Annotated in this window: 13 protein-coding genes; all 13 read right to left on the bottom strand. The window is 36.8% G+C overall.

Annotated features, from left to right (window positions below; genetic code table 11):
• Nucleotide 1: 1 nt before the first annotated feature.
• Complete coding sequence (locus tag EJF36_RS01705) at nucleotides 2-682, bottom strand: transaldolase family protein (RefSeq protein WP_125904716.1); 681 nt, start codon at nucleotides 680-682, stop codon at nucleotides 2-4.
• 23 nt (nucleotides 683-705) lie between these two features.
• Nucleotides 706-2,688, bottom strand: coding sequence for an alpha-glucosidase (locus EJF36_RS01700; RefSeq protein WP_125904715.1), 1,983 nt, complete (start codon nucleotides 2,686-2,688; stop codon nucleotides 706-708).
• Between the two features lie 60 nt (nucleotides 2,689-2,748).
• Complete coding sequence (locus tag EJF36_RS01695; protein WP_125904714.1) at nucleotides 2,749-4,272, bottom strand: tripartite tricarboxylate transporter permease; 1,524 nt, start codon at nucleotides 4,270-4,272, stop codon at nucleotides 2,749-2,751.
• 3 nt (nucleotides 4,273-4,275) lie between these two features.
• A complete protein-coding gene (locus EJF36_RS01690; RefSeq protein WP_125904713.1) occupies nucleotides 4,276-4,728 on the bottom strand; it encodes a tripartite tricarboxylate transporter TctB family protein in 453 nt (150 codons plus the stop codon).
• A gap of 91 nt (nucleotides 4,729-4,819) precedes the next feature.
• The gene (locus tag EJF36_RS01685) at nucleotides 4,820-5,875 is read right to left on the bottom strand and encodes a type 2 periplasmic-binding domain-containing protein (protein ID WP_185806786.1); all 1,056 of its coding nucleotides are present in this window, start codon (nucleotides 5,873-5,875) and stop codon (nucleotides 4,820-4,822) included.
• Between the two features lie 62 nt (nucleotides 5,876-5,937).
• Entirely contained in the window at nucleotides 5,938-7,128 is a 1,191-nt protein-coding gene (locus EJF36_RS01680; protein WP_185806785.1) for an ROK family transcriptional regulator, read from the bottom strand.
• Nucleotides 7,129-7,488: 360 nt separating this feature from the next.
• Nucleotides 7,489-7,782: an HPr family phosphocarrier protein gene (locus EJF36_RS01675; RefSeq protein WP_125904711.1), complete on the bottom strand. Its 294-nt coding sequence runs from the start codon at nucleotides 7,780-7,782 to the stop codon at nucleotides 7,489-7,491.
• A gap of 469 nt (nucleotides 7,783-8,251) precedes the next feature.
• The gene (locus EJF36_RS01670) at nucleotides 8,252-9,709 is read right to left on the bottom strand and encodes an NADP-dependent isocitrate dehydrogenase (protein ID WP_125904710.1); all 1,458 of its coding nucleotides are present in this window, start codon (nucleotides 9,707-9,709) and stop codon (nucleotides 8,252-8,254) included.
• A gap of 82 nt (nucleotides 9,710-9,791) precedes the next feature.
• Nucleotides 9,792-10,079 (bottom strand): DUF6407 family protein, encoded by a 288-nt coding sequence (locus EJF36_RS01665; protein ID WP_125904709.1) that lies wholly within the window; start codon nucleotides 10,077-10,079, stop codon nucleotides 9,792-9,794.
• A 424-nt stretch (nucleotides 10,080-10,503) separates the two neighbouring features.
• Nucleotides 10,504-11,223 (bottom strand): ABC transporter ATP-binding protein, encoded by a 720-nt coding sequence (locus tag EJF36_RS01660; RefSeq protein ID WP_125904708.1) that lies wholly within the window; start codon nucleotides 11,221-11,223, stop codon nucleotides 10,504-10,506.
• A complete protein-coding gene (locus EJF36_RS01655) occupies nucleotides 11,223-12,830 on the bottom strand; it encodes an ABC transporter permease (RefSeq protein ID WP_125908221.1) in 1,608 nt (535 codons plus the stop codon). Before EJF36_RS01655 ends, EJF36_RS01660 begins: the two co-directional genes overlap by 1 nt.
• A 211-nt stretch (nucleotides 12,831-13,041) precedes the next feature.
• Nucleotides 13,042-14,163, bottom strand: a complete 1,122-nt coding sequence (locus tag EJF36_RS01650) for a Fe(3+) ABC transporter substrate-binding protein (RefSeq protein WP_125904707.1) — start codon at nucleotides 14,161-14,163, stop codon at nucleotides 13,042-13,044.
• Between the two features lie 623 nt (nucleotides 14,164-14,786).
• Nucleotides 14,787-16,202: an aspartate ammonia-lyase gene (locus tag EJF36_RS01645; protein WP_125904706.1), complete on the bottom strand. Its 1,416-nt coding sequence runs from the start codon at nucleotides 16,200-16,202 to the stop codon at nucleotides 14,787-14,789.
• Nucleotides 16,203-16,582 lie beyond the last annotated feature (380 nt).

Below are 16,582 nucleotides of genomic sequence, written 5' to 3'. Positions count from 1 at the left end.
TCTACTCCTTTGCTGTTTCGTCCCAAGCGTTTCTAAATACGGACAAACCATAAGTTGAAAATGGGTGTTCCATAGCATCTTTATAAATTTGAAGGCCACAAGTGACAATGTGAGCACCTGCCACAGCAGCATCCTTAATTTGCTTGCCGTTTCTTAATGCCGCAACAATGATTTCGGTCTTAAAGTTATATGTTTTGTACACATCCACGATCTCTTGAATATACTGAGCACAATCGTCACCATTGTTTTCTTTCCAACCAACAAACGGTGAAACGAACATCGAATTTATTTTACCTGGCATTATAGCCTGAGACGTTGAAAATACTAATGTGACATTCGTTCTTACACCCTCAAGCTCTAGCTTTCTTGCCGCTATAATGCCTTGTTCTGTACACGGAATTTTGATAATAAAGTTTTCACATATAGCTGCATATTCCTTACCTTCCGCATACATGTCTTCCCATTTGTCTAAATGAGGATTAATTTCGATTGAGATAGGAAACTTGTCCTTTCCTTCAATACCTTTCTCTTTAACCCAATCCGACATTTCTTTAATCACAGTTTTGAACGGTTTGCCGCTTAATTTAATATGCTTAGGGTTTGTCGTCACACCATCAATACCTAAATATTCATATGCGTAATTAATTTCATCTAACTTGGCACTATCCAAAAAGTATTTCATCACTATTCTCCTTACTGAGCTTTTTATTTTGTTATAGAGTCAAATAATGTTCTGAACGATGAATCTTTTCTATAAAATACAGGTATATTACCAAGCTCAGCCGGGACCGTTACCGTTCCACCGCTATAGCTTTGTTTGCTAAATAAGTGAATCCATTCGTCTTCAGGCAAATACACTTCCCACTCTGTAACATTTGCCTCGTAAACGGGAGCAACAAGTAAATCTCGTCCAAACAGATATTCATAAGCTATATCCAAGCTAGCTTCATCATCATAGTGCATGAACAATGGTCGAATAGCTCCTATACCTTTTGTTGCATTTTCCTCTATGACGTGTTTGATATATGGCAATAACTTTGTTCTCAAATGTGAAAATACAGCAAATTGCTTTAAGCAGTTATCACTTTGATCGTATTGGAAGTTCTCATCTGGTCTGTTCCCTTCATGCGTTCTCATGTAAGGAGTAAATACAGCATACTCTAGAGATCTCAGCATAAGCTCCTCTGTACGTACGTTTCCAAACAGAGACGTATACCCTCCAATATCAAAATGTGTGAGTCCATTTCCAAGAAGTCCTAATGATATTGCTGCCGGTATCGTTGACGCCACACCGTCATGGATAGTAAAATCAACGCTTTGGTCACCAGCCCACATTAGAGTGCAATATTTTGCATTCCCTACGCCTCCGGCACGCATAAAGTAGACAATCTCACCTAACTTACCGCTTTCTTCAACCGCCTCGTAGTTGCATCTTGCCCAAAGAGCAGGATACTCATTGTGCATTTCACGTCCCGTTTTGCCATTGTAAAATACCGCATCTACTGGAATATACTCACCAAAGTCAGCCATCCAGCCGCTAATACCTAAATCAATCATGTTCTTTTTAATAATTTGCTTGTACCATGCCATTGCTTCAGGGTTTGTAAAATCCATTGTTCCACAGAAGAATTCACCGAAATCAGCAATGTAAGCTTCACCTTCGGAATTTTTAATAAAAAATTCATGTTCCAAAGCATAATTAAACAAATCTGTTCCTTCTAACAAATACGGATTGATATATGCCATGAAGCGGATATTGTCTTTTGCTAAATCATCTAATAATCTCTCAAACTCAGGATAAGCTTCATCACTCTTCTCCCACTTCCAGAACAATCTCTTTCCAAAGGATGTGATCTTTTTGCCTACCCAATCCTGACACCACACAGCATTAACATTAATGCCGTATTGCTTAGCCTGTTTAACCTTTTCATACACCACATCGGTCCCACCTTGCATCCCGATAGTTACACCATCTAGTAACCAGTCAGGTAACATAGGTTGCGTACCAAAGCTCTCCGTGACAATGTCAATCATATTAAGGAATGATGTACCCGATTCAATGCATATTGAATTTGGTTTTCCCCATACACAAATCTGTGTCGACTCATCGTCTGAAAAATCAAAGTCACTATAGTAAGACGTATCCATATGAAAGATATATTTAGAGTCTGATATAAAAGTAGGCTGTGGATAATTCGTCGTATAATAATCACCACCACCGATTCCTATTTGATCTGCCTGGAATGTGATTAACGTGTTCCGATCTCGACCGACTCCTGGTTCTGATGTCCATATAGGGAAGTTACGCCCTTTAAGATTTAAGTATGAAAATTGCTCCCCACAACCGAAGAACCTCTCATCTTTTCGTGAGTTCAGTACGAAGAACATACGGTTGATATTGTCATCCGTTTCTATTTCATCAATGACAAAGCGATTGTCTTGCACCGTCATTCTTAATTGGACTTTATAGTCACAGTTGCTAAAGGTAACAAGGTCACCATTGAACTCAACATGTTTTAACGGAACTTTTTCAATAGTTTTATCATTTATTTTAAAATCACCGTAATGTTGTTTAATAGTTTCTTTACCTATTCCCACATACATAAATGGACTGTTTTCTCTATGCTCGATAACGGCCACGCCGTTGCTATAAACCGAAAAGGAATTACCTTTTTTTACAAGCTCCATAGTACACCTCTTCAAAATATTATTAAGATTCAGTCTTTTGTTGGTATTCAGCCAGCGACATTAACCTGCTGCTGGCATTTTTTCCTCTTGTTCTTTGTTTAATTTTTCTACTTTCTTGTTAACCTTCATAAACGACCAAACAAGAACAGCGGTTAAGATAAAGATAACAAGTGTGATTGGGCGCTTGAAGAATATCAAGAGATCGCCGTCATAAATAATCATACTATTTACAAAGTTTTGCTCCATAATAGGCGCTAAAATCATACCAAGCATAATCGGGATAACGGAAACATCTAGCTTCATTAAAATGTAACTGATAACTAATACTCCCATCATTAAAATAACTTCATATACAGAACCGTTTGCCGCAAAAGCACCTGCAAAACAAAATGTGATAATAAGAGGCCCAAGATAGCTATATCTAACTTGAACAATTTTCGCCACATGTTTAGTGAACAGCAATCCAATTAAATATAGTAATATGTTAGCAATTAAGATACCGAATATAATGGCATAAGCTGTCGCACCTTGCTTCGTAAACATAGTTGGTCCAGGAATAATACCATGTAAGATAAAAGCTCCAAGTAAAATAGCTGTTACACCGTCACCTGGGATCCCTAGTGTAAGAAGCGGAATCATGGATGTTCCAACGACTGTATTATTACTAGCTTCTGCTGCTGCAACTCCCTCTAGACTGCCTTTTCCAAATTCCTCTGGATGCTTCGATGTACGTTTCGCTTCGTTATAACATAGAAATTGTGCCACACCACCGCCGACTCCCGGCATAGTTCCAATTAGGGATGCTATTCCTGTTGAACGAAGTATGGCTGGTATAATAGACTTTCTCTCCTTATTTGTAATACCTTCTTTATCAATTTTTGAGATATCACCCATGGCACCCTTCGTATTAATAAAGTCTCGCGCTTTAATCAACACTTGCGTAAGCGCGATAAAGGCAATCATAGCCGGCATGATTGATAGTCCTTCATAGAAAAGCATGGTATCAAACGAAAATCTGGATACTCCGGTAACAACATCCAGCCCAATGACTGAAATAAATAATCCTAATAACCCTCCGATAATTCCTTTAAAGATATTGTCTCCACTCACACCTGCAATTAACGAAAGACCTAAAATAGCAAGTGCAAAATACTCTGTCGACGTAAAGCTAGATACCATTTTTGAGATCAGTCCTGATGTAAATAGCAGGATTATGGCTGCTATAACACCACCAACTACTGAAGCAAATAGCGATACGTCTAAGGCTTTTTTTACCTTTCCTTTTTTGGCTAGGGGATACCCATCAAAAGTAGTGGCTATGGCGGCATTGGTTCCAGGTGTATTTAACAAAATGGCACTGATGGAACCACCATACATACCTCCTATGTATACAGCCAGCAAGGCAATGATTGCCGTTGATGGTGAGGTGAATGAATAAGTTAGGGGCAACAGCAGTATGATACCAAGTGTGACTGTAAGACCAGGAATACATCCGACAATCATTCCTAATACTAAAGATAAGAAGATAACGATAAAATTATTTAGTGTTAAAACCTCAATTAAACCACTTATAATTGTTTCCATGACTTAACCTCCAAACATAGGGAGAGTAATATTAAAAATCTCGATAAACAGGTAATATACGCCTACCCCTCCAAGTACGGTAAATCCGTAAATAAAAGGTTTTCTTTCGCCAAGAGCATACAGCATAAGAGGTAACACGATAACTACAGCTAAGATAAACCCGAAAGTCAGCATAATAGTGCCAAACAAAAGTATGATTCCGAGTATGATGAGTGCTGCTTTTTCGACCTTAAAATTAAATTCAATAATTTTTTCTTTTTTAAACACAAGACTTTGAATGATTAATCCAATCGAACAGATTAATGTGCCCCATAGTACAATATAAGGGATTATACGAGGGCTCGGACCACCATTGTCATACGCTGGAATTGATACTTGCGAAGGAACTAGCAGAATAAAGATAATGCTGAATATAGCAAAGACTATTCCACTGGTTAAATTAGTGCGAATTTTCATTTGAAATTCCCCCAAGAATTGATTGGAAAACAGGGAATTACACTATTAACGACTGTAATTCCCTTTTGATTGTTTAATAGAGTACGCTTTTCTACTTACCGCTAAGCAATTTAAACGCTTCGTCTGCCTTTTTAATTCCAGATTCTAATGCTGCTTGAGCATCATCTCCATAAATTTCAAAACGGTTTAGACCAATTTCTGCAATCCACTCATGGTATTCTGGTTCATTCCAAACTGCTTTACTGATTTCAATAACTTTGTCAGCCCACGCTTGATCCATTCCAGTACGACCAGCAAGGAAGCCACCAGCAGGTACAATTGAACTAGAATAATCTTTGTTAGCATCAAGTGCCGTATGCTTGTTAGTCACTAAACCAGGAACACTCACAGGACCATTAGGATCTACTAACCCTTCGTAACCGTTTTCAGAGAAAGCTAACAGTGGAATTAAAGTACCTGCTTCAACTTCCTCCATACCTGCTTGTGTTGTTCCGATAAATACGTCAACTTCACCAGATACAAGACCTTGCTTTTGTGCAGCACCACCATCATAGCCAACAACTGTTACTTTTCCACCATCAACTGCTAGCAAAGCACCAAGCGCTAAATGAGGATCAGAAAGTGGATTTCCACCTGACATTTTCAAAGTGCCAGCTTTTGCTTTTTCAATTACATCGTCAAGAGTATCCCCAGGATTACCATAAAGAATCCAAGTTCTATCATCTACATACGCTAATGGCTTGAATGCACTTAAATCATAAGGAACGTCCTCAGTGCCGTATTTTTTACCAAATTCATGTCTGTAAGCGTTACCATAACCAAGTAAAAATAATTCTTTTTTATCAGGATCCACATTCTGGAAGTAAGCTGCTCCAACAAATCCGTCCCCACCAGTTTTTTGTTCTACAACGAACTCATACTCTGGATATAGATCGCCCGCAACCTTTCCATACTTTCTAGCGATAGCATCAGCTGTCCCACCAACACCGTAAGGAACTATGATCTTAACTGTTTCCTTCTTTCCTGATGCGGAGCCTGACTTTGCTTCGCCAGACGTGCCTTCGCTCTTTTGCTGGCATCCCACTGATGCAACCACTACAACCAACGCCATTAGTAATACTAACCCCACCTTGAGAAATCTTTGCATGAAACCTTCATTCCTTTCTCTTTTTGATATGTATTTATTATGGCAAATTTGCCATTTACCACCTAATTAATGAGCTTGTCCCTCTGCGTATACTCTCTGTATCCACCGACATTATAGAACAGTTTTCTAAGCGCTAAGGCTGCTGGTCCGATGGCACTGCTGTTTGGATCTAAATTGGAAAGCCTTATAACAGCCTTCGTATTTGCTCCTAGATAATCGTTTACCCTGCTGTTAATCATCTTAAAAATCTTAGGCTGACTGAATATCACTCCGTAAACACACACATAGTCAGGGTTTAGTAGAATAATTGTGTTAGCTAATGACTTAGCGAAATAATCATAGCGCTGTTCAAAAATTGAAGTAATTGGTTCATCTTTTATTTCTAGTAATTCATTAACGCTTGTATAATCAATCATAGAGAGATTTTTATTAATAATGAGATGGCTGTACTTTGTTCCGAGTTTTTCAATATCCTTAACAATTCCTTTTTCCGAGATTAAGGACTCGAGACAACCCTTTCTGCCACAGCGGCAAGACGTATCAGCATCCATATCTACAATGGTGTGACCAATCTCTCCAGCCTTATGATCAGAGCCTTCAATGATCTTCCCACCTTGGACAATGGCCATACCTAAGCCCGGACCATACTTAACGAACAGAAAGTTTTCACTAGTCTCTCTAGAACTAAAGTCCATCTGCATCATCGCTAGCGCCTTAACGTTATTACTCATCACAGCTGTCAAGTTAAGCCTGTTGCTGATTTGAGACTTAATGTAATCGATATTAATACTATCCATTTCACCAATATAGCCTATACCTATGCCCAAAACAGATTTTCTCTCTATTCCATTGGTCCATAAAAGATAAAGTGCTTTGTCTACTATCATTTCTATAGTTTCATCAATGTTAACGCTTTCATCCTGAGCAAGCTCGTGCACATACATATCAACAGTTTCACCCATGACATTAGTTACTAGCAAGGTTATATAAGTTTCAGCAATTAACAATCCAAGAACAAAGCCGTAATCCTTGTTTAGCTCTAATAGAATCTTATTTCTACCGACAAGTCCGGTTTCCTGGTTACCTGTTTCAACAATGAGATTCTCGTCAATCATGTCAGAAATAATCGATGAAACAGCTGCTTTTGTTAACCCTAATTGATCAGATATATCTTTACGGGAAATGTCTCTTTGATTTCTCAAGATTTTTAAAATGTTGCTTCGATTTTCGATTTTTACATTCCTTTGATTCAATCCTCTTTCAATCAACTTGGTCCCTTCTCCCGAAAACATGATATTATAAACCCTTGTGTTAAATACCTTTAATTCATCTTTTAAACTAATTAATATTTCCCATAAAACCTCTATTTTATAGGTCTTTTTCTTTACTTATTTCTTTTGGTTAACACAGTTAACTAATTACAATCTCATTGTATATTCAGGTGAAATTGAAGTCAATGATATCCGAAGTAGTTTTTTGTGCCTTTTCCACAACCTTCACAACTTGGTCACAAATTACGACAAATGAGGACTGCACAATTAGAAAACATAAAAAAAATCCCATCTAGTTATAGATAGGATTTCTTACGAAGTATGTCAAAGTTATTTGCAATACTATATAAAAGAAACAGTAATTCCATATTCAGAAAATGACTGATTCATTACTTTTTTTGCTTCTTCTTGATCATCTCCATGAATTTCCAATTTGTACTCTTCACCTTCAAGTAAGGATACACTTAAACCTAAAAAGCTCTTTACATCAATAGTTCGCGTTGGAGTATGTAGCACAATACTTGATTTAAAGTTATTTGCAGTATGAACAATGTTCACCATTTTTCTTCCATCGATTGCCCCTGTTTCTAAACCTTTTGAAGATTTAATAGCATCTGTAATTCTATTTAAAACCATTCTATCAACTTCCTCCTAGACTATTATTTATTATTAAAACTCAAACGCATTATGAATATAAGCCCAATTTAACTTTTTAGCGAAAGAGAGTCAAGAAAAGGGGCTTAGCACAGTAACGTATATACATCGAATAAATCACCGAAAATGTACATTGATCAGAAAAATTCTATGAAACCCGTCGTCATTATTCACAAATCCGCTTTTGCATAGAAAATCCACGAAGTTCCTTCGAGATAAAAGAAATTCTAATTTTCATATGTTGACTATGTACCCTTAAACAGAAAAAAGATAGCTAGATCTCTCAGCTATCTTTCGGTCGTTACTTTGTTTATTCTTTTAAGTTTTTAAAACTTCTCTTCATATTCGCATCCTTAATTTGCTTCAGTTGTTAGCAACATGTACCCATGTACCCACCACTGCATTGTCTTTTGTTCCTATAAGATGAAAGTCTGTATTCTTACTTTGTAATCTACTGACCTTGACCTAAAGAATATCCTCTTTCGCCGTTAAACTTATAGAGGTTTTCGATTTTTATGAAATCTAAATTCGCTTCATCTATTCTCTGTAATAACTCTATAATTTCATTGTTATTTGCATTTTCCGGATCTTTTAATTCGAAACGGCATCGCCAGTGGTCTGTTGTAAATGTTTCAGGGAAACCTTGTGGATATACTTTTACCCCTCGATTAGTAATAACGGCTAACTTAAAAGTTGGACCTGCCAACTGTTCTAGCTTCTGACCAAGCTCGTTAGGTGTAAGTTCATTGTTAAAAAGAAATACATCCACACCATCTAATTGGCGTACGACATCGGGTTTAGGACGATTCATTACTTCTGGATTGATCCGAGCTGCCTCATCTGCAGACTCGATCTGATTATATTCTACTGGTGTATAGGTTGTTGGCTTTTTACCTAATCTTTCAATAACAGCTTCTGCAAACTCTATAGTACCAACTGAATGCCCACCCTTGGCAATATCCCCCGTGTGAATACCATCTTCTAATGTTTTTAACCATGCGTTATGAATTCGCGCAGCCACTTCCGGCTGATTAATATGTACAAGCATCATAATGGCACCGTTAATAAGCCCGGATGGGTTAGCTATGCCTTTCCCTGCAATATCCGGAGCACTACCATGAATCGCTTCGAACATGGCAACTTGATCTCCAATGTTTGCAGAACCAGCAAGACCCACACTCCCTGTTATTTGAGCCGCTACATCAGATGCAATATCTCCATAAAGATTTGGCATCACTACAACATCAAAGACCTCTGGTGTATCTGCTATTTTTGCCATTCCAATATCTATAATCCAATGCTCTGTCTCTATTTCAGGATATTCCTCGGCAACCTCTTTGAACACTTTATGGAATAGCCCATCTGTTAATTTCATGATGTTATCTTTCGTAAAGCATGTTACTTTTTTTCGGTTATTTTTTCTTGCATACTCAAACGCATAACGCACAATCTTTTCCGTGCCGGGACGGGTAATGAGCTTAAGACATTGAACCACTTCCGGTGTTTGCTGATGCTCTATCCCTGCATATAAATCCTCTTCATTTTCACGAATGATAACAAGATCCATGCTCGGATGCTTCGTTTCAACGAACGGTGCATAAGACACGTTGGGTCTTACATTTGCATATAAGCCTAATGTTTTACGAATGGTTACATTTAAACTTTTATACCCTCCGCCTTGAGGTGTTGTAATAGGAGCTTTTAAGAATACTTTCGTACGTCTAAGAGATTCCCAAGCGTCTTCTGATATGCCAGATGTATTACCTGATAAATATACTTTTTCGCCAATATCAATAAACTCAGGTTCAATCATTGCTCCAGCGTGCTCCAAAATTTTCAGGGTAGCATCCATTATTTCGGGACCAATGCCATCACCTTTTGCTATAGTAATTGCTCGTTTTTGTGTCATGGATAGAATTCCCCTTTCAAAAAAACTCCATATATATCATAAGTTTTTGACTATTTTTTACATCAAAAATCTTAATCCCCACCTAATATTGTCTTATTACGCGTCCCTCGTATATATCTTCTATACCACAATTATCACTAACTGAAGAAATCTCTATAATTTTAGATAAAAGAGTTTCCTCAACAATAGAGTTTATATGCAAAAAATCTTTGATACCTAACTCAGTCTCTTCATGTTCCACATAAGTTTTTAATTGATAATAATTGATTGCTGATGTAACAATTTCTTTAATACATTCTTCATTTGTGTTATTAAAGTACCCCATTTTATCTATTGTGTTTTTTACAAAATCCTTTAAATTAGAGTTCATACATATTCTCCTTAACACAAATCCCCTTATTTAAAACGAACAGAGTGGATAATTTCATAAATCAGATAGTTCACCAAAAACTTTGTTTGTTTTTAACGAGATCCTACATAAAAACAGACCTTCAAAACCTGGAAATGATCCCATACAAAATATTTTGTATACTAGGTGATTTTGGTTATCGTCCATTTTTGTCAGACTTTTTCACTGTATCATGTTCTCCTAATTCTCTTCAACCGTACTCCCTTCTAGAACTGTTATCTACATTTTGTTACTTAGTCTGACATACCCTCGAGCAGTTCATACTTGAGCCAAACAATCAGTACGATTCTATAACACCGTAAGGTAAAAAAAAACAATGTTACTTTACCCTTCCCATCAGTCAAATGAAAGAAAAGAGGTGAGTTACTCGCACTGTATTGTTTGTCTATTTTACTTGAAAAGGCTTTGCTTTAGTAAAGTGAGCATATGGTAACAACTCGTTCGGAGTGCCTTTCCAAATAGCTTTACCACTCTCCAAGTAAATAATTTCATCAGCAAGAACTTTAGCATCCTCCTGATCATGCGTGACAAAAATAGATGTAATGCCGGTTTGTTTTAAAATTTTTCTCAGGTCATCTCTAATTTGTATTTGTAGGTATGTGTCTAGATTACTAAATGGCTCATCAAAGACTAGTAGCGATGGAGCAGGCGCAAGTGCCCTAGCTAGCGCTACACGCTGTTGCTGACCACCACTTAACTCATATGGATAACGGTCTTTATACTTTGAAAGATTGACTAAAGATAGCATTTCTTCAATTCGTTCTTGCTTTTGTTTTCGGCTCATTTTCCGTAAGCCGTATTTTATATTATTTGAAACAGTCATGTGAGGAAATAAGGCATAGTCTTGAAATACCATCCCAACCTCTCTTTTTTCAGGTGGGATATAATGAACACCATCGACAATTGTTTTATTATTTATTGTAATTGAACCAGCACTAGGAACTTCTAATCCAGCAATTAGTCTTAAAATGGTACTCTTTCCACTCCCACTCTCTCCAAGGATAGAGATTATCTCTCCCTTTTCAATATTTAAGGAAAAATCCTTGATAGTTGGTTCACTACTGTTTTTATAATGAAATTCTAGATTTTTAATTTGTACAAACATCAGTTTTGCCCCCCCTTATCAAGCACCTTATGAAAGAAAAAGATACAAATTCCACTTATTAAAATGATTAGCATGGAAGCAGATGCCGCTTCACTTATCATTTCATCATTCGCATAACGAAATGCCTTTGTTGCTAACGTGTGAAAATTAAATGGTTGCAATAGCATAGTTAGTGGCAATTCTTTTAAAATATCTACGAAAACAAGTATAAAGCCACCGAATATTGCTCCTCTTACCATTGGAATGTCAATACGGAAAAATGTTTTTAAAGTTGATGAACCAAGAACTCTTGAGGCTTCTGTAAAGCTCGTACCCACCTTTTCAAATCCTGCTTCAATAGAATTATATCCGACAGCAAGAAACCGAATAACATACGCCGAGATTAACATAACAACACTCGTTCTAAGTACGACTATAGGATCTAAGTCAAAGGCTGCTGAAAGTGAATAAATCCATCGATCTACTGCTAAAAAAATGGTAATGATTCCAATAGCAATAATGGAACCTGGTACAGAATAACCTAGAATGGTGATTCTAGAAAATACTTTCGGAACTATTCCGTGATGAATACGAGTATAATTGGCAATAATTAAAGCCACTGTCACAACTATAAAAGCTGATATAGATGCAGCAAAAAATGAATTTTTTATTAAGGTGAAGAATTCAACCGTTAAAATCCTTTCATACGTCATAAATATCCAATGAATCAATTGAACGAATGGGATGAAAAACGCAAAAGCAAAGATACTTCCACAATAACTGAGTGCTACCCAAGCTTTTGGTCCGCTTAACTGCCTTGGTTGAATCGGCCTTACCTTTGTAGTCGAATAGCTAAAGCGTTTTCTCCCTCTTATCAGCTTTTCAAAAACTAATACAATAATGACTATAATCATAAGAGTACCTGCTAGTTTAAACGCTGAATCAATATCATTCATCGCAAACCACGTTTGAAAAATAGCGGTAATAAACGTTTGAATCCCATAATACTTTACAACACCATAATCGTTAATTACCTCTAACATGACTATGGTAACACCACCTATTATGGCTGCTCTTGAAATGGGAAAGATGACCCGGAAGAAAATCTCAAAAGAATTCCCACCTAACAGTCTTGCATTTTCAATAATAGATGATGACTGATTTTCAAAGAAGCTCTTTGTTATGACGTATACATATGGGAAAAGAAACATAGTAAAAATAAAAATGCTGCCTTCCATTGACATAATATTGAAATACTTTTGATCTACTAAAATATTAAACTGGTTTCTAAGTGTGGACTGAATAATACCGGTATAGTTTAGGATCCCATGGTACGTATAAGCACCAATAAAAGGAGGTATCGCTAGAGGTAAAATTAACCCCCACCTAAAGAAATCCCTTAAGGGGAACTTGTAAACCGTTACAATCCATGCCAAACTTGTTCCAATAAAAGTTGTGAAAACACCAGTAAAAACCATTAAAATAACAGTATTGAAAACAATATCCAATAATAAATACTCTTTAATATGCTGCCAATTCTCATTTGGTACTGCAAAAAAGTTGGCTGCAATTAAGAGATTAGGTAGTAAGATAAATAAAACAAATAAAAAACTTAATACTGCCCACATATTCACTTGGCGCCTTACTTGCTGTATAACTCTCACAATGCCACATCCTTATAACTACTAATCCCATATAACTCTAAGCAACTTTGTCACTCTATAAATAGGTTCAAAAACAATTATACAAAAAAGTTAAATGAAAGTGAATTTCAATATCAATGAAATGTGCAAAACCGTACCACATAAGTGTGATACGGTTTTTGCAATCATCATTTAATTATTTCCAACCAACTTCATTGAAAATTTGAATAGCACGAGCATTGTTATCACCTAGGATTGTTAAGTTAATATCTTGCTCTTTAAACTCGCCCCATGACTTTAATGTCTCAGACGCTTCAACAGCTTCGTTTACAGGATATTCATTGTTACCTTCAGCAAACACAGCCTGTGCTTCTTCAGCTGTTAAGAACTCTAAGAACTTAATGGCATTATCAACATTTTTCGCATGCTTAGTCACTGCTGCACCACTAATATTAATATGAGCTCCCGTTGTGTCTTGGTTCGGGAAGAATACGCCTACTTGCTCACCAATCTTAACATCTTCCGGATTATCAGAGTTTAATAGTCTTCCTACGTAATATGTGTTAGAAATAGCGATATCGCCTTCACCAGCAACTACAGCTTTTACTTGGTCCGTATCTCCACCTTGTGGATCTCTTGCCATGTTAGCTAATACACCTGCTGCCCATTCTTTTGCTGCTGCTTCTCCATTTAACTCAATTAATGAAGCTAATAGAGATTGATTATAAATATTTTCAGATGAACGAATTAAAATCTTGCCTTGCCATTTTGAATCAGCTAAATCTTCATATGTCGATAAATCTGATGGATTCACACGATCCTTTGAATACACAATAACACGTGCACGCTTTGTTAAACCAAACCATTGATTATCCACATCACGTAATTTCTCAGGGATATTTGTCATTAACACGTCGCTACTAACAGCTTGTGTTAAACCACGTTCCTTTAACTTCGCTAAATTTCCAGCATCAGCTGTTAAAAATACGTCTGCCTCTGTCGCTTCACCTTCACGGTCCAGACGCTCCATTAGCTCATCGCCTTTACCTTCAATAACGTTTACTTCTATACCTGTTTGTTCTGTAAAACGCTTGTAAAGCTCTGCATCTGTATCATAATGTCTGCTTGTATATAAATTTACTACACCTTTATCAGTAGCTTCTTCTGAACTCACAGATGTATCTTCACTTGCAACTGTATTCTCTTCAGTTGTTTTCTCTGGTTCAGTCGTAGCTTCATCTGACTGTCCACAACCAGCTGTAAATATTAATGCAAATGAGATTAAAGTAAATAGTAAAAACTTTAGTGCCTTATTCATGCTTCATAATCCCCCTATGTAATAAAATCTTTTTCAACTAACAATGATATTCATTATCAGTTAAGCTCACAATAGGAATTATAAACGCAAATGATAATCATTGTCAACTAGTTTTTGTGCGTTTTTATCATTTTAATAGGAAATATAAAATAAAACCTTTAAAAATTATTCTAAAGTCTTTGACTGGATTACAGGTCCATAAAGTCTCTCCTGCAATATGCGAACTACGTTACCTCTATATCTGTCTAGAGTTGCCAGTCATACTTTTATAATAGAGAAAACTTAATCGATCCTTAATTAAGGAGGAATCTTTCTGTTGAGAGCACATATAAAAAAAGAGTAACGTCTTAGGCTACTCTAAATTGATATTAAAACGTTAGTAATTATCTTATGTGTTGTTATTTCTATAGATGCTGTCGCATTTCCTCGCGCTGGACATGTCGAGGAGTTGCTTCGACGTCGATAGTTAAAACGAAGTAATGAGTCTCCCCAACCACATACGAGCACCTGAGACCCTCAGCAACCTCACGGATTGCTGAGGACCAATGGTATGTCAAACTGATATTATAAGGCTATCTTTACTTAGAACTTCCCGTTTATCTTTGCTCGTGATAACAGTCGTGTTAGTCAGTATTCATATACCTCTCTCCAGCAATTCCTGGTGAAGTCATTTCATTTGGGTCTAGAATAGCATCAAGTTGTTCTTCTGTTAATAATTGTCGTTCTAAAATCACTTCTTTAATAGTTAGACCTGAAGTCATAGAATCTTTGACTAAACTAGCTGCCATATTGTAGCCTATATGAGGATTCAGAGCCGTAATAATGCCAAAACTTTTTTCTACATACTCTTTACATATTTTCCGATTCACAGTGATTCCTTTTATAGCATATTTATAAAACACATCTATACTATTTCTCATGATTTTTAAAGATTGAAGTAAATTGAATATAATCGTGGGCCCCATTACATTTAACTCAAATTGTCCGGCTTCGCACGCTAAATGAATGGTGTGATCATTTCCATGTACCTGGAAACACGTTTGATTCATAACCTCTACCATCACAGGATTTACTTTTCCAGGCATAATTGATGAGCCTGCTTGTCTCGGTGGCAGGTTAATTTCATTTAATCCCGTAAAAGGTCCAGATGCCATCAAACGGAGATCGTTAGCTATTTTAGATAAATTCGTAGCTAACACTTTAATTGAACCGGATAAGTGTGTGTAAGCATCTGTGTTTTGTGTTGCGTCAACTAAATCGTCGGCGACTTGTAATGGTATTCCAACTTGCTTGGATAGGTATTCTGCTACTTTTTCAATGTACAGTGGCAGTGCATTTAATCCAGTTCCAACAGCGGTCGCGCCCATATTAACATGTAACAACTCCTGAGATGCTTGAGTAATTCTTCGTATATCTCTTTCTAATACACGTGCATAAGCCCCGAATTCTTGCCCGAGCCTTATAGGAACGGCGTCTTGCAAGTGCGTTCTTCCCATTTTTATAACGTCATTAAATTCTTGTTCTTTTTGTTGAAAACCATCTTTTAATACAGCTAAGTCATCAAGGAGGTCTCTCGTTAATTTATATGCTGCGATTCTTAATGAAGTTGGAATTGTATCATTTGTTGATTGTGACATATTCACATGATTAGTAGGGCTGCAATGAAAGTAGTGTCCTTTTTCATATCCTTGTATTTCTAAAGCTCTATTGGCTAACACTTCATTCATATTCATGTTAATAGACGTACCTGCACCACCCTGAATGGAATCAGTGATAAATTGATCAGAAAAGTTTCCATCAATCACTTCTTCAGCTGCTTTTACAATAGCGTGTCCAATTGGCTTCGGAAGAAGTTTTGTGTCCATATTAGCTAATGCTGCGGCTTTCTTCACTTCTGCAAGTGCATCAAGTAATTCTTTATGAACAGGCACTCCGGTGATAGGAAAGTTTTCTAATGCACGTAACGAATGAATCCCATAATAAGCGTTTATCGGTATTTCTTTTTCTCCAAGACTATCTCTTTCGATTCTGTATTCCATTTGATTCATCCCCTATATAAATATCCATAAATAATTCCATACAAAGTAGTATTATATCATTACAGAAAAAGTATGAAACAAGGAAGTGCCTATCTAATAGAAGAAAAGCATGAACAGTGGGGAATAGAGTATTGTTTACATATTAAGGGCGTCTTTCTGACAGCATATTCACCGTCTAGTTTTAAAATTTGTTGGTAGTATGAAAGAACATAAAATGGAAGGGTGCTACTGGTTATTCAGAGGCTGCATCATTGAAAGCGCAAGGCCCTTCCTCAACCCTCGACCAGCTTAAGACGTACCATGCAGAAAGGGCCTTCCCTCCAGAAGGGGACGGCTTAGGACCTCGAGGCATAGGCGTTGGAGCTAGACACTAATCATAG

Origin of the sequence: Bacillus sp. HMF5848 (assembly GCF_003944835.1) — a bacterium.
Taxonomy (GTDB): Bacteria; Bacillota; Bacilli; order Bacillales; family HMF5848; genus HMF5848.
This window is presented reverse-complemented; position numbering and strand designations above follow the sequence as displayed.

Bases quoted from the DNA above. Each gene is read 5' to 3' on its own strand.
- EJF36_RS01705 (WP_125904716.1), bottom strand. From the start codon at position 682: ATGAAATACTTTTTGGATAGTGCCAAGTTAGATGAAATTAATTACGCA.
- EJF36_RS01700 (WP_125904715.1), bottom strand. From the start codon at position 2,688: ATGGAGCTTGTAAAAAAAGGTAATTCCTTTTCGGTTTATAGCAACGGC.
- EJF36_RS01695 (WP_125904714.1), bottom strand. From the start codon at position 4,272: ATGGAAACAATTATAAGTGGTTTAATTGAGGTTTTAACACTAAATAAT.
- EJF36_RS01690 (WP_125904713.1), bottom strand. From the start codon at position 4,728: ATGAAAATTCGCACTAATTTAACCAGTGGAATAGTCTTTGCTATATTC.
- EJF36_RS01685 (WP_185806786.1), bottom strand. From the start codon at position 5,875: ATGCAAAGATTTCTCAAGGTGGGGTTAGTATTACTAATGGCGTTGGTT.
- EJF36_RS01675 (WP_125904711.1), bottom strand. From the start codon at position 7,782: ATGGTTTTAAATAGAATTACAGATGCTATTAAATCTTCAAAAGGTTTA.
- EJF36_RS01670 (WP_125904710.1), bottom strand. From the start codon at position 9,709: ATGACACAAAAACGAGCAATTACTATAGCAAAAGGTGATGGCATTGGT.
- EJF36_RS01665 (WP_125904709.1), bottom strand. From the start codon at position 10,079: ATGAACTCTAATTTAAAGGATTTTGTAAAAAACACAATAGATAAAATG.
- EJF36_RS01660 (WP_125904708.1), bottom strand. From the start codon at position 11,223: ATGTTTGTACAAATTAAAAATCTAGAATTTCATTATAAAAACAGTAGT.
- EJF36_RS01655 (WP_125908221.1), bottom strand. From the start codon at position 12,830: ATGTGGGCAGTATTAAGTTTTTTATTTGTTTTATTTATCTTACTACCT.
- EJF36_RS01650 (WP_125904707.1), bottom strand. From the start codon at position 14,163: ATGAATAAGGCACTAAAGTTTTTACTATTTACTTTAATCTCATTTGCA.
- EJF36_RS01645 (WP_125904706.1), bottom strand. From the start codon at position 16,202: ATGGAATACAGAATCGAAAGAGATAGTCTTGGAGAAAAAGAAATACCG.